Origin of the sequence: Pseudomonas moraviensis subsp. stanleyae, assembly GCF_036283065.1 — a bacterium.
Classification (GTDB): Bacteria; Pseudomonadota; Gammaproteobacteria; order Pseudomonadales; family Pseudomonadaceae; genus Aquipseudomonas; species Aquipseudomonas stanleyae.
The window spans coordinates 1-20,673 of the sequence record NZ_JAADJI010000013.1 but is presented as its reverse complement, the minus strand read 5'-3'; the positions used below and the strand labels follow the sequence as shown (position 1 = coordinate 20,673).

Here is a 20,673-nt window from a genome sequence, read left to right as displayed (position 1 = left end):
GTCTCCTGTGGGAGCGAGCCCGCTCGCGAAAGTAGTCGAACCTGCCTGCACCGCCCAGTCAGCCCCGCCTGCAAACCTCAGCGAAAATCTGCGTAATCGGCCGATGCGGCTGGCGCTTGTGCATCCGCCGCACTTGTTCACTCAGTCGCAACAGCTCTTCGCTGGGCTTGGCCCATTGCTCTTCGGGCAGCGGCTCGGACCAGGCACGCATGACTTCCGGCAGCGCCTGCTTGCCGATTCTTTCCAGACGGCGCACTTCCCATTCGACCAGACGGTTGGGAATCGTCCATAAAGTCAAGACGTGATACAGGTACCAAAAGAACCCCGACAGCCGCGAGCGGCGGCCTTCACGGATCTGCTGATGCATCCGCGCGCGAGCGTTGCGGAAAGTGTGCAGGCCTTCGTGGGGCGGGTCGTCCGGGCCTTGCAGGTCTTGCAGGTCCTGGATCGATTTGAGGTCGTTGACCTCGTACTCCATGTAGCCACGAATCGCCTCCCAATGGCTGATCGCGAGCTCCAGGCCGGCGCATTGGAATTCGAGGCTGGTGAGGGTTTCGCCGTGATGAAAACCGATGCCCATGCCGTATTGGCGATGGATGCCGAATTGGGTGGCGCCTTTGGCTTCGATAATCCAGGCGCTGAGCGATTCCCATGGAACGAAGACTGGTTCGGTGGCGCCCTCGGGCATGAAGCAGACTTCGCGGCGTTGGCGGTTGAAGCGGGTTGGGATGAGGGAGAGGCGTTTTTTGTGGTGGTGGTGCCAGACGCCCAGGCCAATCAGTAAAATCAAAGGCTCGGTCAGTAAAGCGCTTTCATATCCTGCTTGGAATATACCCACTATTGATTCCCAGATGAGCGTTGGACCATAGCCGAATACGATACCCAGCATTCCCGTAATCAAGGGGAATATGAAAATGACCATAACCGCTAAACTGACCGGCCCCCCCAACGTCATTTGCCACATAAAAACTTGCGGCTGGCCTAATCCGAAGTCCACGTAAACATCATTGAGCTCACCGATATGCGGGCCATAAGGTGGCATTGGTGTGGGCAATGGCAACGGTGCGAGATAGGTAATCTTTCCGCCTGGAAACGGCTCTACATCGCCCGCTTTTCTGATCAACTCACATTGCGCATCAACAACGGGCTCATTGTGATTATTCAGCATGGTCAGCCCATTCGAGGTATTGAGTTTCTCCCAGCAGTACCGGAGGGTTTTCCTTGACCGACCCGGTAGCAACAACCGAAAAATGGCCGCACCGAGGGTCTCCCACCTCGGCCAAGTTCAACCGAAACATCCGCATCCAACGCGGTCCCCTGTGGGAGCGAGCCTGCTCGCGAAGGCGCGCAAACAGGCAAAAAACTTCCGACCCACTGGCCACAAAACTGCTCAACATCCGCCCTCAGCTCGCCTGCAAACCTCAGCGAAAATCTGCGTAATCGGCCGATGCGGCTGGCGCTTGTTCATCCGCCGCACCTGTTCGCTCAGCCGCAACAGCTCTTCGCTGGGCTTGGCCCATTGCTCTTTCGGCAATGGCTCGGACCATTCGCGCATGATTTCCGGCAGCGCCTGTTTGCCGATTCTTTCCAGACGGCGCACTTCCCATTCGACCAAACGGTTGGGAATCGTCCATAAAGTCATGACGTGATACAGGTACCAAAAGAACCCCGACAACCGCGAGCGCCGGCCTTCACGGATCTGCTGGTGCATCCGCGCGCGGGCGTTACGAAAAGTGTGCAGGCCTTCGTGGGGCGGGTCGTCCGGGCCTTGCAGATCCTGCAAATCCTGAATCGATTTGAGGTCGTTGACTTCGTACTCCATGTAACCGCGAATCGCTTCCCAATGGCTGATCGCGAGCTCCAGGCCGGCGCATTGGAATTCCTGGCTTATGAGATTTTCACCTTGGTAGAAACCGATGCCCATGCCGTATTGGCGGTGGATGCCAAACTGGGTGGCGCCTTTGGCTTCGATGATCCAGGCGCTGAGCGATTCCCAGGGGACGAAGACTGGCTCGATGGCGCCTTCGGGCATGAAGCAGACTTCGCGGCGTTGGCGGTTGAAGCGGGTTGGGATGAGGGAGAGGCGTTTTTTGTGGTGGTGGTGCCAGACGCCAATACCGATGAGCAAGATCAAGGGACCGCAAATTAATTCATTTTCCAACGCCACTTCGAATACACCAACCATTGATTCCCAAATCGCCTCGTTTCCATAGCCAAAAAGAATCCCTAGCAAGCCCGTGAACAAAGGAACTAAAACGAGAACCATAAAAGTTCCTGCGGTCGTCCCGCCGAGAATTAGCTGCCATGGGAATACCTCCAGTGAGCCGAGACCAAAGTCCATGTATCCGTCATTGAACGCTCCGATATGAGGTCCGTAAGGCGGCATTGATGTAGGTAATGGCAACGGTGCGAGATAGGTAATCTTCCCGCTTGGGAACGGCTCAATATCGCCCGCTTTTTTAACCCCCTCACATTCCGGACTGGAAAGAGGATTACTACGATTATTCAGCATGGTCAGCCCATTCGAGATAGTGAGTTTCTACCAGTAGAACCGGAGGGTTCTCCTTGACCGAACCCGGAACTACTACAGCAAAATGGCCGGTATCCCGGGGGGCGATATGAATCACACGAGTTCGTGACTCTGACTCGCCTTTGCCATTGACGGACTGAATACATACGGCAAGTTCTAGCGTTTCCTTTGCAGGCGCGTATTCAGAATCGGGACGGACAGGGTATTGAAGGCAGAGCACCAAACCATCTGGTGTCGATTTCACGATTCGCAGACTGCTCAATATCTCCTCACTGATGACTTCCTTGCGCACTTGCGGCACACCGCGACCATGCAGCGGTGCAACAAGTCGATGGGCACCGATTCCCAAACGTTGACTCGGTTTACCGTTTAACGGCGGCAGAAGATCGTTTAGCGCCAGCCTCGGCAGAACCAAATGAATATCACTGGGTTTGGCGCCAAATAATAAAGTCTTCAGCCAGGTGTCACTGGGATCAGGTCCTGATTGGGCGTAAGGAGCGTGTATCAAAAACGCCAGATAATTTTGATAGTCATCCAGGGAGTGGTCACCGCGCATCTCTTCATCACGGCTCCAGGGCGTGATTTTCAACCACTTATCGTGGGCAGAGAGGTTGTAGCGATGGAATAGCCACGTTCCGACGAATTCCAGCACGGTGAACAACGCACCGGCGAGATTGAAGCGAAAAAATACAGTAGAAAGACGTGTGCCAGCGGCAGCCCACGCCGCTGCGCGTGCCGAACTGTTCGCTGCAGTCAACACTTTAAAAGAAGCGTGAAAAGTGTTGCTCGCCCCATATCCGTTAGTTGCAACCATACCTGCGGCGCCCAACGTCGCCACCGCAGCCGCTTTCTGCTCAAATTGAGTGCCACTACGAATTGCATCTTGCCACTTTCGATCGCTAATTCTGAAGCTGGCAAACGAAGTTCTCAAACCCAGAAGATAAGTAAACGCCCCCAACCCAACATGCAACTTCCCCATCTGCACATGAACCTGTCGCAGCGCTTCAACCTGCATGCTGGCAATAAGACTCGCGCTTCGAGCCTTGAGCGCCGTATCGGCAAGCCCTTGCGCAGCGGTAAATCCGGCTGCGCCTGTCGCGATTACGGCAGCAACAAAATCCGCCCGTTTCTTCCTGTCCCTCGTCTGCTTCATCACCTCCCGATAAGCCCCCACCAAATTCACCACCTGCACCAACACCACCAACAACCCCATCCCCTCCGTCCGCACCAGACTCGCCTTCGACCCCCCCGCCACTCCCGCGCGAATATTCTCCAGCAACCCACGCAATTCCCCTTGCTGCGCCGGCGGAAACACCACCGTCAATCCCGCTTTCGCCGGTGTGGCGCCGTACAGCCGTGCCGAGCGATCCGGCAGTTCATCAATCGGGCTCAACGCTGCCGCGAGGCGGCCTTCGAACAGTGCCAGTTGCGTACGCACGCGGACGATTTCCTGCTGCAATTCCACCGCCCGGGCGGTTTTGTGGCCTTGGCGGTTTTTGTTGTGGGTGAGCTGGTTGCGTTCGCGGTTGAGGGTTTTCAGGTAGTCGCGTTCGCGCAGCACTTCCTTGATCGTGGCTTGCAGCGCCGCTTGTTCCGCCGGGGTGGACACGGTGAAGGTCACGCCGCTGGTTCGCGCGGCGTCGAACACGCGCAGGCGCAGGGCTTTGGGCAAGCGCTGGAACAGCTCGTCGAGGTCGGGGATTTTCTCGCCGGCAAGGTCGAAGCCTTCCAGCGCCCGGCTCAGGCCGAGGTTCAGCGCCGGGCTGTAGGTGTCTTGCACGGCATCGGCGAGGACGCGGCTGTGTGCGGGCAGATCGTCCAGCGCGGGCAGCTGCGGCTGCTCGATGCTCTGCAATTTGGCCAGCCAGTCCGGCAGGTTGTTGAACATCGCCATGCCGGCGTTGAACAGCGTTGAATATTGCCCGGCCTGTTCGGTCTGCAAGCGCAGCGGCAAGGTGTAGAACAGCGGGCGGGTCAGTTGCGGGTGTTGCTCGAGGTAACCGAGCATTTGTTCGTTGGCCGCGTCGCTGCGACCGATGTCCTTGAGGCAGGCGTATTCGCTGGCGAAAGCCTGATCGATCTGCGCCGGCAGTTGTGCGTCGAAATACCATGCCGAGCGATGGAAACGCCCGGCGCACAGCAGTTGCGCGCGATCGGCGGTGATGCGTTCGAGCAGGCGATTCCAGCGTCCGAGGTTGTCGCGATGACTGTTCAGCACCTCGTCCATGGCCGGGCGGTCGATCAGGTCGTTGATGCCGCGTTTGCCGCTGAGCAGCGGGCCGTCGAGCACGTCTTTCATGCGCCGGCTCTGGTCCTTGCCGAGCTCGACCAATGTGCTCAGGTGACGTTCGACGAAGTCGGCCGGGGCCACTTCAGCAAAATATTCGCGGGTATAAAAGCGCCGGTCCGCCTCGGCGGTGACGCGAGCGTGCGCGGTGAAATCAGGGGCGACGCCATCAAAGCGGTTCAGCGCCAGCGACTCGTCCAATGCCTTTTCGCGCTGTTGTTGCAGTTCAGGTCGAGCCTGAGTATCGGTCGGGACAACCTCACCACCCTTGTTCAAATACTCGAGCAGCGCCTGCCGGGTATTTTCCCGATCTGGCTCGGGCAATTGCTCCAGTTCAGCGAACAATGCCTGGGCGCGCGGATCCTGGCTGGCCTTGGCCAGGGTGTCGAAATCCTGAGCACCGAGCTGGCTCAGCGACTCGATGTAACTGGCGAGCAGATAGTCGCGCTCGTTGTTGTCGGTGTTGCTCCACTGCTCGATCCAGCCGACCACCAGGTCCTGATAATCAGCCAGATCACGCATCACCCCGAGGTCGTCGTTGACCAACAGAAACAGCGTGTCGTCCTGATAAGGCCCGCGCACCCGACCAAGAAATTCGCCGATATGTGCCTCGCGAAAACGTCGCGGGTTTTCCCACAAATAAGGTTCGCGTTCATGCTCCGGCGCATCGCTGACCTGCACCGTCGGCATCCGCGTGGCGTCTGCCTCGGCCAGCGGTTTCGCTGTGCAGGCCACTTCCGCCAGCCACTGTTTCGCCTGGGCCACGGTAAGCAGATGTTCGCCGCCGATCAGACAATGCACCGGGCCAAGATCGACCGCCTGCATGAAGTGCTCGCGTTCCTCCGTGCTGTCCAGCACTTGTCGGCATTTCGCCGCGCTCAACTGCACGTCGGCGAAGGTCACGTACAGGGTGCTTTTGCGCGAGAAGATCAACGCCGGACGTTCTTCGATGGCGCTGCGCTGATCCTCGCTGACGCTTTTGCCCCGATGCAGCAATGCACTGATCACGCCGTCGAGCACGCGGTATTCGTAGAGCTCGCCACTGAGGCTGTCGACGATGTACAGCCAGCCATCGCGCAGGCGGCGGATGCCCATGGGGCGCGTGGTCAGGGTGTACGGCAGCGTGAGTTCGGTGCTGGGGTCGAAGGGTTTTTCGACAAGGCCGTACGCGAGGGGCAGCAGTTGCACGTGGGTGTTGCGCAAGGGGCAGGCGGCTGGCGCACCAATGGGCGCTTTCGAGGCGGCTAACGCATCGAGGTTGGCGGGGTGATTCATGATTGATGTCTCTCAGAGGCCCATCGGAAGGCCATTGCAGCGGCAATCGCAACGCGCTCGCCGGGGGATTGCAGCGAAGGTGTGTGCATCAGCTGATGGATCTGCGGATGCCGTCTGCACGCGGCATCGTCCAGCCATGCCACGACGTTCGCGTACAGCAGAATCTCGGACGGGCTGCTCAAGGCAAGCTCGCTGGCATGGGCGTGGATGCGTTCCAGCAACTGCCAGCGTTCAACTGCCGTGTCCCCGGCATGAAAGTCAGGAAAGTGCTTGAGCAGGTGCGCATCGATGTCGAGCAACACCCGCCGCCGATCCACCCGATCCAGCGCGGCATCCTGCTCGGCACTCAACCGATACGGCGCCACCAACGCCCCACCCTGCCCGTGCCGAGGTCGCTGACAGTGCCAGACTCCACGGGCACAATCCGCCGTGACCACACAACCCAGCGGCCCGAACAGACTCGCATCGCCGCTGGCAAACAGCGCCTGCGCCACGGCGGCATCCGCCAGCCGCAACAACACCGGCGAGCCGACCGGCAACTCGACGATCAGCAACTGGCGCAAGTGCGCGACGATTTCATGCACTGGCGCGGCGCTGAACAACAGCACGCCCCATTCCTGCTCGGCATGCTGCAGAAAATACCGCGCCAGCGGATCGTCAGCGCCAGCGAGCGCCACCAGCAGCGGCGAGACTCACGCAGGGCCGAAAACGGTGGCTGGTCGTACAGCGCGAAAGCGTTGGCGGCGGGATCGAGCCTTCGCAGTTGCGCTGGCAAATCGGCGATCGTTGCACCATCGAGCAGCACAAACGCCTGCTGCTCAGCCCACGGCAAACCTTCAGGCCAATCCGTCAAAAGACTCATGCCTGGGCCGCCTCGCAGATCAGGCAACGCGAGGTCCGCGTGGTCAGTAGCGCATGACGTTGCTGCACCGCATCGAATGTCGCTTTGAGCAGCGGCGTGGCGCCCGGCAGCAACGGTTGCGCTGGCATGCACACCGCCGGCGCCCCGCCCTGCACCACCGGCACACTGCTGAAAATGCCGGCCGCGCCGACCGTCAGCCAATGCCCGCCAGCAGCCAGGGTGATCTGCAGGCCGCTGTTGAAAACCACCTGCTCGCCCGCGCCGAAATGCAGCTGCTGCGCGGCACTGACGCGCTGGCTGGAGACCCGTACATGCTGTTCGCCCTGCACCCACAGATGATCGTCCTGCTTGAGTTCAGTCAGGCGATTGCCGTGGGTCAGGTGATGTTCCTCGTCGCGCAACTCAAGGCTGGAGACGCCGCCAATCACTTGGCTGTGCAGGTTGTCGACCTGCACACGCAAGTCGTTGAGCACGTGCTGAACGAAGTCGCGCTGCGCCCTGATCGAGATTTCTTCCGCGCCTTGCCGGTCCTCGATGCGCAGTTCGTTGTAACCACCGCCACCGGGACTGCTCTGGCTGCGCCAGATACTGCGCGTCTGTTGCGCCGGCAGGTCCAGTGGCACCGGCGTTTCGGCGTTGGGCAGGCAGGCGAGCAAATGCGGTTTGTCCGGATCACCCTCGGTGAAGCCCACCAGCACTTCCATGCCGACCCGCGGAATCTGCACGCTGCCGTAGCGGTCATGTGCCCAGGCGGTGGCCACGCGCAGCCAGCAACTTGACTGTTCATCGCGCTGGCCGTCGCGATCCCAGAGCATTTGCACCTTCACGCGACCGTAGGCATCGCTGTAGATTTCTTCGCCGGGCGGGCCGGTCACCACCGCCAACTGACTGCCGCTGACGCGAGGTTTGACATGCTTGAGCTGCGGGCGAAACACCACGTCCCACGGTGTCGCGACGAAATGGTTGCGGTAGCCCTGACTGAAGCCATCTGCGTCAGCCTGCTCGGTGAACGCTTCTTCGAGCACCTGCGGCTGTTTGCCGATGTGCTCGACTTCGGTCAGCAGCCATAAATCGTTGCAGTCGGCGCGCGGGTAACCCGCCATGGTCATGAAGCTGCCGCCGCGCATCAGCGCCTGATTACTGCGCCCGTTGGCCAGGCGATAATCGGCACCATGGCGCTCCAGCGCACGCTGGCTGAGGTGCTTGCCGCGCTCGCGATGGGTGAACTGCCCGGGAAACTCATAATCTTCCAGCAGCGGAACCCGTGTTGCACTGGCCTTGGCATCCAACTGCACCGCAGGCTTTTCGAAGTGATAGTCGCGGCGCTCGACGAGGTTGCAGCGTGGCTCCAGGCGCACAGTGAACTGGTCGATAACCGGCGCATCGGCAACCAGGCCGTTGCCCTGCAGATAACGGGTCGTCACGTCGTGTTTGAGAAACGCCGTCTGATCGTCGCCGAACACCAACAGGTGCGCCTTACGGCGGTGGCGAAAGTGAAAGTGCACGCCCTCCTCCTCGCACAATCTCTGGATGAAGTGCAGATCGGACTCCTGGTATTGCACGCAATACACCCGCGCCGGGTACTCGGCGCTGAGCTGAAAATGCCAGGCATCGGCCTGCATGCCGTGGTCGCTCAACACATTGGCGATGATCTGCGGCACGCTCAGGTTCTGGAAAATCCGCTGATTGCGCCGATGCGCGAGGTAGGCAAGATGCGGTGCCAGGGTGATCTGGTAACGGCTCAGCCGAACACCGCAATCACCCTGGCCGACCCGATAGACCAGCCCGTGCATGCCGCTACCGTCGGCACCGAAACAGAGAAAGGCCGGCCGGTGCAGCAAGCCTTCCAGATCCAGATCATGGCGCTCGCTGACCAACTCCAGATCCAGCTCATAGGTCTGGTTGAGCGCTTCCCGGGTGCGAAAGCCGAACACTTGAAGATCGTGGGAAACGCCTTCTATCTCGAGAGTGAAAACAACGGGCCCGCCAGCAATGAGCATCCACCTGTCCCTGTGTCTGATTGAAAGACGGGACTGTGCAATGGCGGGCTGCAATGGGTGAAGTCAGACCTTTCCCTGTTTTGTCGGTCTGCGAGCGAAAAGGACGTGGCTCACAGAGAAACGGCCGGGGTCCTACGGAAATGATCCCGGATCCTATGTATTTCCCCTGTGGGAGCGAGCCTGCTCGCGAAAGCGGTGTGTCAGTCGCCGACTGTTTAGCTGATCTACCGCCATCGCGAGCAGGCTCGCTCCCACAGGGGTTTGCGTGAGTCAGGGCAGCAAAATGATCTTGTCGCCACCACCCTGATTGACCTCTTCATAGCGCGCGAGCCCTTCAGCCAGCGGCACTTCCACCAAGCCCTGCGGCAGCGGCAAGCGATCCTCATCGAAGAACCGCCCGAACTGCTTGAGCATCGCCGCGCACGCTTCGACGCCGTACAGCAAAGAATTGATGCCGACCACCGAGCCCCCCTTGCGATACAGCGCCAGCGCCGGCAATTGCACGTGGCCGTCGACCGGCGCGGCGATGATGGCGATGCGACCGAAAGTGGCCAGTGCTGCAACCGAGGCCGGTAGCCAGAAACCGGTGGTGTCGAAAATCACATCGGCGCCGCCGCGATACACCGCGTTGACCTGCGCACCGAGCTCTTCAGGCTTATCCAGTTGAATCGTCTGATACCCCTGCTTCTGCAAATCCGCTACCTGCTCGGACCGGCGCGCCGCCGCCAGCAATTGCGCGCCGCGTACTTTTGCCAGGGCCAAAGCAGCGGTTGCCACTGCCCCGCCGCCGATCACCAGCAAGCGCGTGTCGGCGCTGACCAGGCTGCGTTCCAGCGCATCCCAAGCCGTGGTGTAGGGCACGCCGAGGCTGGCGGCCTGGGCGAAACTCAGATGCGCCGGTTTGTCCGCCACGCCGCTGGCCGGCAACTTGACGAATTGGGCATGGGCGCCGTCGGCGAAGAAGCCCAGCTCGCGCCCGGTACCCCAGACTTCCTGACCGATCATTGCTTGCGGCCCCTCGACCACCACCCCGGCAAAATCCCGCCCCGGAATCCGCGGCAGAGTGGTGTAGGGAAAACGACCGAGGACGTTTTTCACATCGCTGGGATTGAGGCCCGCAGCCTTGATCTGCACCAGCACTTCATCGGCGCCGGGCACCGGGGTCGGCACGTCGACGAAACGCAGGGAAGACAGGTCGCCGGTCTGATCGAATTGCAACGCTTTCATGGGCACATCCACCGAAAAGAAAAAGGGAAATTCAGGACAACCAGCCAGCGACCAGTTGCCGGCCCATCGGCCACAACTGCTCACCGGCCAACATGCCGAGCAGACCAACCAGCGCGATGGCCGGAGGTGCGGGAGAACGGAAATCCAGCGCGCCATAGAGCAGGCCGACGCCCAGGCCAATCGCCAGAGAAATGAGGTAGTTCATGGGGGAACTCCGCCGTGGTAAGTGATGGGCAGAGTCTAGGGAAACGGGCGGAGCGGTATCGGCCAAGGACTTCTGAATTTCGGACAAACCTTCTGCAGTCGTCACAAAACCCTGTGGGAGCGAGCCCGCTCGCGAATGCGGTCTTCCAGTCAGCCCATCATTGCCTGATCCAAAGCTTTCGCGAGCAGGCTCGCTCCCACCGGGATCTGTTCAAGTTGTCGAGAATTGCGAAGGCGCCACCCCCAGCTCCCGGCGAAACATGTCGCTGAAGCTGCTCGGTGAATAGCCCAGTTCACGAGCGATGACGCTCACGGCCACGCCCTGAATCAATGCCGCCACCGCCGTCGCCAGCTGCACTTGGCGCCGCCATTCGGCGAAGCCCATGCCGAGGCTGTCCTTGAACAACCGCGCCAGGGTTCGCACGCTGGCCCCGGCGTTTTCCGCGTGCTGCTCAAAGGGGATCTCCAGCGACGGCGCGGCCATCACGGCCTGACACAGATTCATCAGACGCCGGTCGGACTCATCCGGCAGCGGAATCTTCAGTTGCGAACGCCGTGCCCGGCGCAGCTCCAGCAACGCCAGCCCGACCAGTGCCCCGTAATACTCAGGTTCGCTGTCATCGCCCTGGGCCACCAGCCCGACGATCAATTCGCGCAGCAAACCGCCGACTTCGATCACCTGCACCGTTGCATCCAGCGTCGCCGCCAGCGCCGGGCGCAGGTAGATATTGCGCATCTGCAAGTCCGACACCACACGAATCCCGTGGGGCACCCCCGGCGGCAACCACACCGCCCGCTGCGGTGGCACCACCAGCGCTTCGTGCGGGGTTTCCACCCACATCACCCCGCTCATCGCATACAGCAACTGCCCCCAGACATGCTCGTGCGGCTCGATGAACAAACCACGCGGATACGTCCGCGCCAGCGGTTGCACGGGCACATCGGTGTCGGTCAGATCAGGGGGCGCGGCGAGGGCCATGGCGAGCGTTCACAGGGGGTTGGCGAAGCCGCCATGGTAACCAGCACGCCCCGCCCTCGCCAACGATAGATACCGTCGGACAATCCAACTGAATTTTCTCGGCACAGCGCGATCCGTTTATTACCACAGGGAGGAATACGGGCTTTATGAACAACGCAAAACTTTACGTCATCGACTACACACTGCATGGCACCCCCAAGTCGTTCATTATCCGCTCGGACAAAATGGACAACGCCGAAGCCTGGCACTGGGCAAGCTGCGACGCGGGCGTGGGTCGCATCCCGCGCTTCGGCCGCGAGAAAGTACAAAAGACCAGCAAACCGATGGCAGAAAAATTCGGCTTGGAAAACGTCACCTGGCGCCAGACCAACTGACCCCATCGCCTTCACCGCAGGCTTGGCAATCGACAGGGGAATCGACCGATGACCGACACTTACCACCCGGCCCGACTGGACTACGGCCTGACCACCTTCTTCGGCCAGATCACCAAAACGGTGGAATGCGAAGTCGCACTGGAAACGGTGGCGGATGACCCCTACCGCTTCACCTTGTGCGTCCAGGCACCGGTGCCGGAAGACCTCGACCAGGCGAAGATCGTGGTGGTGAAAGTCGAAGGGCGAACATTGCAGGGTACGGTGAGGCACTTTGAGCGAAGGGAAGACGACAGTCTGAAAATGGAAGTGGAGCCTGATTAGGCTCCACTTTTTTTGGCGTGCCTATTTCGGATGAGCGCAACCGCAGCCCTTCATCGCACATTCTTCGCCGTGCTTGTGGTGATGAGCGCAAGCCTCGCAGCAATAGTGTTTGCCGTGCACAGCGTAGGAATGTTCGCCCTCTTTGATCGTACAGTTGCAGCCGGGGCAGTCGCATTTTTTATCGGACATGGGACAGACTCCTTGAGTGGTGGTTGTCTGAGGCTTGCGAGCAAGCTGTAAGGGACAGTGTAGAAGGTGGTTTTGCAGGCTGGTCAACTGATGAGAGATTGAGCGACGCAGAGATGGCTTTCGCGAGCAGGCTCGCTCCCACAGAAAAGCAAAAGCAAAGCAAAGCAAAGCAAAGCAAAGAAAAGCAAGATCAAAAGATCGCAGCCTTCGGCAGCTCCCACACACGATGAGCGTTAGCTCGAGTACCGCTCTTGATCTTGATCTCAGAGCCCGTCGGCAGGCTGAGTGGAGGGATTGATCCGGGCGTGGGAGCGCAGCGACCGTACGACGCAGTCGTACACAGCGGAAGGAGGTGCAGCGAAGCAAACCGGAGCCGCTGCGCCAGGATCAGTCCCGGAGCGAAGGAACCCCGAGCCCCAGCGAGCGGGCCGAACGTCAGGGCGAAGCCTTTTTGGGTACTTTTTCGGCGTCTGGAAAAAGTGCCTCGCCGTAAGGGCGAAACCGTAATCAGCAACCCCCGCAGCAACGGATATGTACACAGTCAAACAAATAAAATCACTGCGCCTGCCGCGTACTCCGATACATGAAAACCAAAGCCACCGCCAAACACCCCATCGCCAGCATCCGACTCGAAGACAAGCCGATCGCCGGATTGCCCAACCAGCCAAAATTATCGATCAACATCCCCATCCCCAACTGCCCGACAATCACCGCCACCGTCGCCACAGCCGTTCCCACCACTGGCACCGCGCCGACCATCACCATCATATACACCACGCCAAACAGCGCCCCGGTCAACTGCCACTTCGGCACCTCCAGCAGACTCACCGCCTGCGCCGGCTCGAAAAACACAATCAACAACCCGGTCACCAGCGCGCCCACCGCAAACGTCAGCAGACTGCTACGCAGCACCCCCACCGTTTCACCCAGACGCCCATTGATCGCCGCCTGAACACTCAACACCGCCCCGGCCAACACCACCACCGCCAACAAAATCACCAGACCCATCACTCACCCCCGCGCAATCAGAACCAAAGCCACCACAATCAAGCCCAACGCCAGCCAGCGCTCGCCGTTGACCTTCTTGCGCGTCGCGCCGAACCAGCCGAAATGGTCGATCAGCACACTCTTGCCGACCTGCCCGGACAAAATCGCAATCATCGTCATGGCAATGCCGATGTGCGGCGTCGCCAGCGTCAGCACCACCACGTAGATCGGCCCGAGAAAACCGCCGATCAACTGCCAGCGCGGCAGTTCGGTCAGCGCCGGACCTTTTTGCGGGCCGGCGAACAGCAGCAGCAAAAACAGAATCGCCGAGCCCACGCCGAAGATGCTCAACGTCGCCCACAAATGCCCGACCTGCTCGCCCAACGGCCCGAGCAACCCGGCCTCCACCGACAAGCCCATGCCAGCGAGAATCACCAGCGGCAGCAACAGCAGACGCAACACCGATCTTTTCGCCGGTGCCGCGACCATCCCCTCATCCAACGTCTGCATACACAACCTTCCACGCTCATAAACAATGGCGCGGATTATCGGCTGGCGCCGCTGTGCGATAAATGGGAGCATCCGGACAACACCTTTGCGCAACACGCACAGCGAGACACAGTATGCACGGGCTCAACGAACTCGGATTCAAAGCGCTACGGCTGTTTGTGGCAGTCCTCGACCACGGCAGTTTTTCCGAAGTCGCCCGCCGCGAAGGCGTCGCGCCCTCCTCCATTTCGCGGCAGATCCAGTTGATGGAACAGGCGCTGAACCAGCAATTGCTCTACCGCCACACCCGCGCCGTCACCCCGACCGAAGCCGGGCGCACGCTCGGCCACCATGCGCGATTGCTGCTGGTGCAACTGGAAGAAGCCGAGCAGGCGTTGCAGGAACAGCAAAGCGAACCCACCGGACTGGTCCGAATCAACGCGCCTGTGGTGTTCGGCCAGCGTCATCTGACACCCTGGCTCGGTGAGCTGTGCGCGCGCTATCCGAAGCTGCAACTGGATATCCAGCAAACCGACCATTACATCGACCCGCTGCAGGAAGGCGCCGACCTGCTGTTTCGCATCGGCCCGCTGCACGATTCGAGCATGCAGGCACGGATTCTGGCGCCGCACCGTTTTCAGGTCGCCGCCAGTCCGGCCTATCTCAAACGCCACGGCATCCCGCAGCATCCCGACGAACTCGCGCAGCATCAGTGCCTGGCCTACAAAGGCGCGGCCGGTCAGCAGCGCTGGTTTTTCCGCCGTGATGGCGAGGACTGGACGCCCTACACCGTCAGAGGCCCGATCACCGGCAACCACGCCGACACCCTGACCCAGGCTGCTCAGCAAGGGTTGGGGCTGGTGATGTTTCCGTCGTGGCTGATTGGCGAAGCGGTGCGCGAAGGCACACTGGTGCCGGTGCTCGGGGAGTATCAGGTGTCGAACAGTCTGGAGCCGCAGCAGATCGCCGTGCTGTGGCCGGGGAGCCGACGGTTGTCGGTGAAGGTCAGGACGGTGATTGATTTTTTTGTTGAATGCTTTGGCGAGATTCCCTATTGGGACAGATCCTGAAGATCAAGAGCCCCTCACCCTAGCCCTCTCCCGGAGGGAGAGGGGACCGACCGAGGTGTACCACCTCCTGCATCGACCTGAAAAACCGCGTCGATTATGGATTCAAAGCAGGACTTTCAGGTCGGCGTAATCCCGCAATATCCCCCAATCGGTCCCCTCTCCCTCTGGGAGAGGGCTAGGGTGAGGGGCTTTTCAGGCCATCAGATACGGAACTGACCGACCAGCTTGCCCAACCGCTGCCCCAGCTCCGCCAGGCTGCGCGAGGTCTGCGCACCCAGTTGCGTTTCATCGGCGACGCTGTCCACCGCCACCGCAATCTGGTGCACGCTGCGGTTGATCTCTTCGGCCACCGCCGTCTGCTCTTCCGCTGCGCTGGCGATCTGCGCGTTCATCGAGTTGATCGTCGCGATCAACTGCGCCATCGCGTCCAGCGACGCGCCGGCCTGATTGGCTTGCTGGGAAGTGCCGTCGCCGGCCTCGCTGGAACGGCGCATCGCTTCGACCGCCTGCTGCGTGCCCGCCTGCAAGCGGTCGATCATGCCCTGGATTTCCTGGGTGCTGATCTGCGTGCGGCTGGCCAGCGCGCGCACTTCGTCGGCGACTACCGCGAAGCCACGCCCGGCCTCACCGGCGCGCGCTGCTTCGATCGCCGCATTGAGGGCCAGCAGATTGGTCTGCTCGGCAATCGAGCGGATCACCCCAAGCACGCCGACAATCGAACTGACGTCCTGCTGCAGGCTGTCCAGCGACACGCCGCTGCTGCGGATGTCATCGACCAGCGCATGAATCTGCTTGATGCTGCCCGCGACCACGCGCTTGGCGCTCTGGCCTTCTTCGTCGGTCTGCTGGGCAGCGACGGCGGCGTTCTGCGCGCTCTTCGCCACTTCCTGAGCGGCGGCGGACATCTCGTTGATCGCCGTGGCGACCTGATCGGTTTCGTGGCGCTGACGCCCCATGGCCTGATCGGAACGCTGCGCCTGTTCCGAGACCTGGGTGACCAGCCCGGTCAGTTGCGTGGTCATTTCGGTGATCTGCCGCACCAGGCCGTGAATCTTGTCGACAAAACGGTTGAACGAGCCGGCCAGTTCACCGAGTTCGTCCTGGCTGGTGATGTTCAGGCGCCGGGTCAGGTCGCCCTCGCCCGCCGCGATGTCGTCGAGGTTGGCTTTCATCAGGGTCAGCGGACGCAGAATGGTGTTGGCCAGCAGCATGCCCGCCGCCGCGATCACCAGCAGCACCAGTACCGCAACGCCGACAATGCTCAGCACCACGCCTTGCACACGTTCCTGCACTTGCGCCTCGACCTGCGCCACCTGGGCTTCGATGCCGTCGAGGTTGACCGAGGTACCGACCGCCATGTCCCACTTCGGCAGGTATTCGGTGTAGCCGAGTTTCGGCACCAGCACCTTGGCGTTGCCCGGCAACGGCGAGCTGTATTGCAGATAGTGGGTGCCGTCCTTGGCCACTTTGACCAGGCCGAGATTGACGTAGACGCCGTTCGGATCGCGGTTGTCCTTGAAGCTTTTGCCCACGCCATCGGGATCGTTGGCCTTGAACAGGCGCACGGTCTCGGAATCGTAGCCGAAGAAGTAGCCGTCCTTGCCGTAGCGGATGCCCGAGAGCAATTTGATTGCCTGCGCGCGCGCCGCGTCGTCACCCGGGGCGGCGGCGTCGTAAAGCGGTTTGATCGTGGTCATGGCCACGGCAACATAACTTTGCAGGGTGGCCTTGGCGTCGCTGAGCAGCCGCTCGCGGGTCTGCTCGACTTCCTTGCGCGCCTGTTCCTGGAGGATGAACAGCGTGGTCACGCTGATGACCAGCGCAAACAGCAGCACCGGCAGAACGGCAAGGGACAGGACTTTAGCCTTCAGACTCAGGCGCATCGGCGGACTCACTTTTTTGGTTTTGTTGGCGTGGTTAAAGGCTTTAACGGCACGCCACGGTAAAAGTTGAGTCTTGAAACATCGCCGCCCCCTGTGGGAGCGAGCCTGCTCGCGAAAGCGTTGGGTCAGCAACCTGTGTGTCGACTGACACGACGCCTTCGCGAGCAGGCTCGCTCCCACATTGGGTAATTGTGGATTTTTAGAGAACCATCGCCGCCACCCAGCCAAACGCCAGCAGCGGCAAATTGTAGTGCAGGAAGGTCGGTACGACGGTGTCCCAGATGTGGTGATGCTGGCCGTCGATGTTCAGGCCCGAGGTCGGGCCGAGGGTCGAGTCCGAGGCTGGCGAACCGGCATCGCCCAGCGCACCGGCAGTACCAACGATGCAGACAATGGCGATCGGGCTGAAGCCCAGTTGCACGCACAGCGGCACGAAAATCACCGCAAGGATCGGCACGGTGGAAAACGACGAACCGATGCCCATGGTCACCAGCAGCCCCACCAGCAACATCATCAGCGCACCGACGCCCTTGCTGTGATCGATCCACGCCGCCGAGGCTTCTACCAGCGTCTGCACCTCGCCGGTGGCCTTGATCACTTCGCCGAAACCGGACGAGGCGATCATGATGAAGCCGATCATCGCCATCATCTTCATGCCTTCGGTGAACAGATCATCGGTCTCGCGCCACTTGACGATGCCCGATGCCGAGAAAATCAGGAACCCGGCCAGCGCACCGATAATCATCGAGTCCAGCAATAGCTGAATGACGAACGCGGCGGCGATCGCCACACCGGCAATCATCAGGCTCAGCGGGTTGTACTGCACCGCGGTCTGCTCGACTTGTTCGATCTTCGCCAGGTCATAGACGCGCTTCTTGCGATAGCTGATAAACGCGATGCCGAGGCCGACCAGCATGCCCAGCGCCGGAATGCCCATGGCGTGGGTGACATTGATACCGCTGATGTCGACGCCACTGCGCGCGACGTTGGCCAGCAGGATTTCGTTGAGAAAGATGTTGCCGAAGCCCACCGGCAGGAACATGTACGGAGTGATCAGACCGAAGGTCATGACGCAAGCGATCAGGCGCCGATCGAGTTGCAGCTTGGTCAGTACATAGAGAAGCGGCGGCACCAGCAGCGGAATGAACGCGATGTGGATCGGCAGAATGTTCTGCGAAGCAATCGCCACCACCCAGAGCAGGCCGATCAGCAGCCATTTGACGTTACCGCCGCCGGTCGCATGTTGCCGATCCACCATGGCCAGGGCCTTGTCGGCCAGCGCATGGGCCAGGCCGGACTTGGCAATCGCCACGGCGAAAGCGCCGAGCAAGGCGTAGGACAACGCCACCGTCGCGCCGCCGCCCAGGCCGCTGTTGAACGCCTTGAGCGTCGCTTCGATGCCCAGACCACCGGTCAGGCCACCGACCAGCGCCCCGACGATCAGCGCGATCACCACATGCACGCGCGACAGGCTGAGGATCAGCATGACGCCGACGGCTGCTATGACTGCATTCATTTCACTACCTCAAAAAACACTGCGGGTGAAAACACACCGCCAGACAGGATGAGTCCGCCCGGGGTTGGTCGGCGGATTTGCAAAGAGGGTCTTATTAGAGGGGGCGCACTTTGAAGGAAGCAGCTGCAAGCTTCAAGCTTCAAGCTTCAAGCGGCAAGAAAAAGGCGAAAAGCGATAGCCATAGCGCCTGTGGCTTGCCGCTTGCAGCTTGCAGCTTGTGGCTTGTGGCTTGTGGCTTGTGGCTTGCCGCTTGCAGCTTGCAGCTCAAGAAACCTGCTTTTAGGCCGCTACAGTGCAAAGTCTCAGATATTTATCGGATAAGGATGTTCTCCATGTCGCTCAGACAACTTTCCATCCAATGGAAAATCACCCTGCTCGCCGGGCTCTGCCTGGCCGGTATCGTGACCCTGTTGGTCGGTCTTTCGCTGTATCGCATGGAACACAGCTCGGCGCTGGTCAAGGCGTCGAGCATGGAGATGCTCACTGAATCGGCGCAGGCGCGGATCGAATCGCAGGGCGAGGTGCAGGCCGCCGGCATTCGCCAGCAGTTCATGGACGCCTATCAGTACGGCCACGGTTTCTCGCGGCAGGTGCTGTTTTTGCGTGAGCAGGCCGAGAAGCGTTTTCTCGATGCCTTCGACCTGCGCGAGGACATGACCCGTCAGGTCAAATCCGCGCTGCAAGCCAACCCGGAGCTGCTCGGCCTGTCGCTGGTGTTCGAAGCCAATGCGCTGGACGGCAAGGACGAACTGTTCGCCGATCAGGCTGAGCTGGGCAGCAACGACAAGGGCCGTTTTGCCCTGTACTGGTCGCAGCCGACGCCGGGCAAAGTCACTTCGATGGCGCTGCCGGAAAGCGACATGAGCGACACCAGTACCGGCCCCAGCGGTCAGGCCGCCAACGCCTGGTTCACCTGCCCGCGCACCACCCTCAAACCGTGCGTGATCGAGCCTTACTTCTATGTCATCGACGGGCAGAAAGTGCTGATGACCAGCATCGTCTTCCCGCTGCAGGTCAACGGCAAAGTCATTGCGTCGCTGTCGGTCGACATCAACCTCAACAGCCTGCAAGCGATCAGCCAGAACGCCAGTCGCAAGCTGTATGACGGTCAGACCGCCGTGAGTATCGTCAGCCCCGCTGGCCTGCTCGCCGGTTACAGCCCGGATGCCGGCAAACTCAGCCAACGGCTGGATGCGGTGGATCAGGCCAGCGGCAGCGAGTTGCTGCGCCTGCTTGCCGCAAGCACTGGCGTGAGCAGCCTGCACAGCAACGGCCAGTTGAAAGTGCTGTCGCCATTCCAGCCGATTCCCGACGGACCAGCGTGGGGCGTGTTGTTGGACGTGCCGGAGAAAGTCCTGGTCAGCCGCGCCGAAGCGCTCAAGCAACAACTGGATGCGAGCAATACCTCGGGCACGCTGATCGAACTGAGCCTCGGCCTGCTCGCCGCGCTGATCGGCCTGCTGCTGGTGTGGCTGATGGCGCGCAGCGTGACCAAACCCATCCTCGGCGTCGCGCACATGCTCGAAGACATTGCCAGCGGCGAAGGCGACCTGACCCGGCGTCTGGCCTATGACAAGCAGGATGAACTCGGGCAACTGGCCGGCTGGTTCAACCGTTTCCTCGACAAGCTGCAGCCGATCATCGCCGAGGTGAAACGCTCGGTGCAGGACGCGCGCAACACCGCTGACCAGTCCTCGGCCATCGCCACCCAGACCAGCGCCGGCATGGAGCAGCAATACCGTCAGGTCGATCAGGTCGCCACCGCTTCCCACGAGATGAGCGCCACCGCCCAGGACGTCGCACGCAGCGCCGCGCAGGCCGCCGAAGCCGCCAAGGACGCCGACCGCGCCACCCGCCAAGGCCTGACGGTGATCGATCGCACCACCGCGAGCATCGACACCCTCGCCGCTGACATGAGCGCAGCGATGGTGCAGGTCGAGGGTCTGGCCGCCAATAGCGAGAAGATCGGCACGGTGCTGGAAACCATTCGCGCCATCGCCGAGCAGACCAACCTGCTCGCACTCAACGCCGCCATCGAAGCCGCCCGCGCGGGTGAAGCCGGACGCGGTTTTGCAGTGGTTGCGGATGAGGTGCGCAACCTCGCGCGGCGCACTCAGGAGTCGGTGGAAGAAACCCGCCAGGTCATCGAGCAATTGCAGAACGGCACGCAGGAAGTGGTCGGGTCGATGGGCAATAGCCATCGTCAGGCCCAGGGCAGTGTCGAGCAAGTGGGCCAAGCGGTGACCGCGCTGCGGCAGATCGGCGATGCGGTGACGGTGATCAGCGACATGAACCTGCAGATCGCCAGCGCCGCCGAAGAGCAGAGCGCGGTCGCCGAGGAGATCAACAACAATGTGGCGACGATTCGCGATGTGACCGAGTCGTTGTCGGGACAGGCGAATGAATCGGCCCGGGTGAGCCAGTCGCTCAACAGCCTGGCGAACCAGCAGCAGCGGTTGATGGATCAGTTTCGCGTTTGA

The 20,673-nt window shown here is 61.0% G+C and carries 17 protein-coding genes and 2 pseudogenes; 5 read left to right on the top strand and 14 right to left on the bottom strand.

Annotation, left to right across the window (positions count from 1 at the left end):
• Window positions 1–58: 58 nt before the first annotated feature.
• The 8 genes from GXB78_RS22760 to GXB78_RS22725 form a co-directional block, all read right to left on the bottom strand.
• On the bottom strand, window positions 59–1,168 hold the full coding sequence (locus GXB78_RS22760) for a hypothetical protein (RefSeq protein ID WP_329517106.1): 1,110 nt from the start codon (window positions 1,166–1,168) through the stop codon (window positions 59–61).
• Window positions 1,169–1,390: 222 nt separating this feature from the next.
• Window positions 1,391–2,512, bottom strand: a complete 1,122-nt coding sequence (locus GXB78_RS22755) for a hypothetical protein (protein ID WP_329517105.1) — start codon at window positions 2,510–2,512, stop codon at window positions 1,391–1,393.
• Window positions 2,502–6,092 carry a toxin VasX gene (locus GXB78_RS22750; RefSeq protein ID WP_329517104.1) on the bottom strand — a complete coding sequence of 1,197 codons (3,591 nt, stop codon included), beginning with the start codon at window positions 6,090–6,092 and terminating at the stop codon, window positions 2,502–2,504. The genes GXB78_RS22755 and GXB78_RS22750 overlap by 11 nt, the downstream gene beginning before the upstream one ends.
• Window positions 6,089–6,769, bottom strand: coding sequence for a DUF4123 domain-containing protein (locus GXB78_RS22745; protein ID WP_329517103.1), 681 nt, complete (start codon window positions 6,767–6,769; stop codon window positions 6,089–6,091). The genes GXB78_RS22750 and GXB78_RS22745 overlap by 4 nt, the downstream gene beginning before the upstream one ends.
• 181 nt (window positions 6,770–6,950) lie before the next feature.
• On the bottom strand, window positions 6,951–8,954 hold the full coding sequence (gene tssI, locus GXB78_RS22740) for a type VI secretion system tip protein TssI/VgrG (protein WP_329517102.1): 2,004 nt from the start codon (window positions 8,952–8,954) through the stop codon (window positions 6,951–6,953).
• 270 nt (window positions 8,955–9,224) lie between these two features.
• Entirely contained in the window at window positions 9,225–10,181 is a 957-nt protein-coding gene (locus GXB78_RS22735; protein WP_329517101.1) for a quinone oxidoreductase family protein, read from the bottom strand.
• A gap of 31 nt (window positions 10,182–10,212) precedes the next feature.
• Window positions 10,213–10,386, bottom strand: a complete 174-nt coding sequence (locus GXB78_RS22730; RefSeq protein WP_007969534.1) for a DUF1427 family protein — start codon at window positions 10,384–10,386, stop codon at window positions 10,213–10,215.
• Between the two features lie 210 nt (window positions 10,387–10,596).
• The gene (locus tag GXB78_RS22725) at window positions 10,597–11,364 is read right to left on the bottom strand and encodes an AraC family transcriptional regulator (RefSeq protein ID WP_329517100.1); all 768 of its coding nucleotides are present in this window, start codon (window positions 11,362–11,364) and stop codon (window positions 10,597–10,599) included.
• Between the two features lie 146 nt (window positions 11,365–11,510).
• On the opposite strand from GXB78_RS22725, the gene GXB78_RS22720 reads away from it, so the two are divergent.
• Both GXB78_RS22720 and GXB78_RS22715 read left to right on the top strand, forming a co-directional pair.
• Window positions 11,511–11,738, top strand: coding sequence for a DUF6555 family protein (locus GXB78_RS22720; RefSeq protein ID WP_016775403.1), 228 nt, complete (start codon window positions 11,511–11,513; stop codon window positions 11,736–11,738).
• A 48-nt stretch (window positions 11,739–11,786) separates the two neighbouring features.
• Window positions 11,787–12,059 (top strand): hypothetical protein, encoded by a 273-nt coding sequence (locus GXB78_RS22715; protein ID WP_329517099.1) that lies wholly within the window; start codon window positions 11,787–11,789, stop codon window positions 12,057–12,059.
• 21 nt (window positions 12,060–12,080) lie between these two features.
• Here GXB78_RS22715 and GXB78_RS22710 read toward each other — a convergent pair whose 3' ends face one another.
• From GXB78_RS22710 to GXB78_RS22700, 3 genes are all read right to left on the bottom strand, one after another.
• Window positions 12,081–12,248, bottom strand: a complete 168-nt coding sequence (locus GXB78_RS22710; protein ID WP_016775405.1) for a metallothionein — start codon at window positions 12,246–12,248, stop codon at window positions 12,081–12,083.
• Between the two features lie 555 nt (window positions 12,249–12,803).
• A complete protein-coding gene (locus GXB78_RS22705) occupies window positions 12,804–13,256 on the bottom strand; it encodes a DMT family transporter (protein WP_329517098.1) in 453 nt (150 codons plus the stop codon).
• Window positions 13,257–13,259: 3 nt separating this feature from the next.
• Window positions 13,260–13,745 carry a DMT family transporter gene (locus tag GXB78_RS22700; RefSeq protein WP_329517097.1) on the bottom strand — a complete coding sequence of 162 codons (486 nt, stop codon included), beginning with the start codon at window positions 13,743–13,745 and terminating at the stop codon, window positions 13,260–13,262.
• Window positions 13,746–13,858: 113 nt separating this feature from the next.
• Between GXB78_RS22700 and GXB78_RS22695 the strand changes: the two genes are divergently transcribed.
• Window positions 13,859–14,794 (top strand): LysR family transcriptional regulator, encoded by a 936-nt coding sequence (locus GXB78_RS22695; RefSeq protein ID WP_329517096.1) that lies wholly within the window; start codon window positions 13,859–13,861, stop codon window positions 14,792–14,794.
• Between the two features lie 200 nt (window positions 14,795–14,994).
• Here GXB78_RS22695 and GXB78_RS28235 read toward each other — a convergent pair whose 3' ends face one another.
• The 3 genes and pseudogenes from GXB78_RS28235 to GXB78_RS22685 all read right to left on the bottom strand — a co-directional run bounded on the left by GXB78_RS28235 (window position 14,995) and on the right by GXB78_RS22685 (window position 18,193).
• A complete protein-coding gene (locus GXB78_RS28235) occupies window positions 14,995–15,750 on the bottom strand; it encodes a methyl-accepting chemotaxis protein (protein ID WP_408005154.1) in 756 nt (251 codons plus the stop codon).
• A 102-nt stretch (window positions 15,751–15,852) separates the two neighbouring features.
• Window positions 15,853–16,677, bottom strand: a pseudogene (locus GXB78_RS28230) (cache domain-containing protein); the annotation flags it as partial.
• A gap of 199 nt (window positions 16,678–16,876) precedes the next feature.
• On the bottom strand, window positions 16,877–18,193 hold the full coding sequence (locus tag GXB78_RS22685) for a Na+/H+ antiporter family protein (RefSeq protein ID WP_064361384.1): 1,317 nt from the start codon (window positions 18,191–18,193) through the stop codon (window positions 16,877–16,879).
• 323 nt (window positions 18,194–18,516) lie between these two features.
• On the opposite strand from GXB78_RS22685, the pseudogene GXB78_RS28225 reads away from it, so the two are divergent.
• Both GXB78_RS28225 and GXB78_RS28220 read left to right on the top strand, forming a co-directional pair.
• Window positions 18,517–19,815, top strand: a pseudogene (locus tag GXB78_RS28225) (HAMP domain-containing protein); the annotation flags it as partial.
• A gap of 102 nt (window positions 19,816–19,917) precedes the next feature.
• Window positions 19,918–20,673 (top strand): methyl-accepting chemotaxis protein, encoded by a 756-nt coding sequence (locus tag GXB78_RS28220; protein WP_371699990.1) that lies wholly within the window; start codon window positions 19,918–19,920, stop codon window positions 20,671–20,673.

Excerpts from the sequence above, each read along its gene's own strand:
- GXB78_RS22760 (WP_329517106.1), bottom strand. The coding sequence starts at position 1,168 with ATGCTGAATAATCACAATGAGCCCGTTGTTGATGCGCAATGTGAGTTG.
- GXB78_RS22755 (WP_329517105.1), bottom strand. The coding sequence starts at position 2,512 with ATGCTGAATAATCGTAGTAATCCTCTTTCCAGTCCGGAATGTGAGGGG.
- GXB78_RS22750 (WP_329517104.1), bottom strand. The coding sequence starts at position 6,092 with ATGAATCACCCCGCCAACCTCGATGCGTTAGCCGCCTCGAAAGCGCCC.
- tssI (WP_329517102.1), bottom strand. The coding sequence starts at position 8,954 with ATGCTCATTGCTGGCGGGCCCGTTGTTTTCACTCTCGAGATAGAAGGC.
- GXB78_RS22735 (WP_329517101.1), bottom strand. The coding sequence starts at position 10,181 with ATGAAAGCGTTGCAATTCGATCAGACCGGCGACCTGTCTTCCCTGCGT.
- GXB78_RS22730 (WP_007969534.1), bottom strand. The coding sequence starts at position 10,386 with ATGAACTACCTCATTTCTCTGGCGATTGGCCTGGGCGTCGGCCTGCTC.
- GXB78_RS22725 (WP_329517100.1), bottom strand. The coding sequence starts at position 11,364 with ATGGCCCTCGCCGCGCCCCCTGATCTGACCGACACCGATGTGCCCGTG.
- GXB78_RS22720 (WP_016775403.1), top strand. The coding sequence starts at position 11,511 with ATGAACAACGCAAAACTTTACGTCATCGACTACACACTGCATGGCACC.
- GXB78_RS22715 (WP_329517099.1), top strand. The coding sequence starts at position 11,787 with ATGACCGACACTTACCACCCGGCCCGACTGGACTACGGCCTGACCACC.
- GXB78_RS22710 (WP_016775405.1), bottom strand. The coding sequence starts at position 12,248 with ATGTCCGATAAAAAATGCGACTGCCCCGGCTGCAACTGTACGATCAAA.
- GXB78_RS22705 (WP_329517098.1), bottom strand. The coding sequence starts at position 13,256 with ATGGGTCTGGTGATTTTGTTGGCGGTGGTGGTGTTGGCCGGGGCGGTG.
- GXB78_RS22700 (WP_329517097.1), bottom strand. The coding sequence starts at position 13,745 with ATGCAGACGTTGGATGAGGGGATGGTCGCGGCACCGGCGAAAAGATCG.
- GXB78_RS22695 (WP_329517096.1), top strand. The coding sequence starts at position 13,859 with ATGCACGGGCTCAACGAACTCGGATTCAAAGCGCTACGGCTGTTTGTG.
- GXB78_RS28235 (WP_408005154.1), bottom strand. The coding sequence starts at position 15,750 with ATGGGGCGTCAGCGCCACGAAACCGATCAGGTCGCCACGGCGATCAAC.
- GXB78_RS22685 (WP_064361384.1), bottom strand. The coding sequence starts at position 18,193 with ATGAATGCAGTCATAGCAGCCGTCGGCGTCATGCTGATCCTCAGCCTG.
- GXB78_RS28220 (WP_371699990.1), top strand. The coding sequence starts at position 19,918 with ATGGAGCAGCAATACCGTCAGGTCGATCAGGTCGCCACCGCTTCCCAC.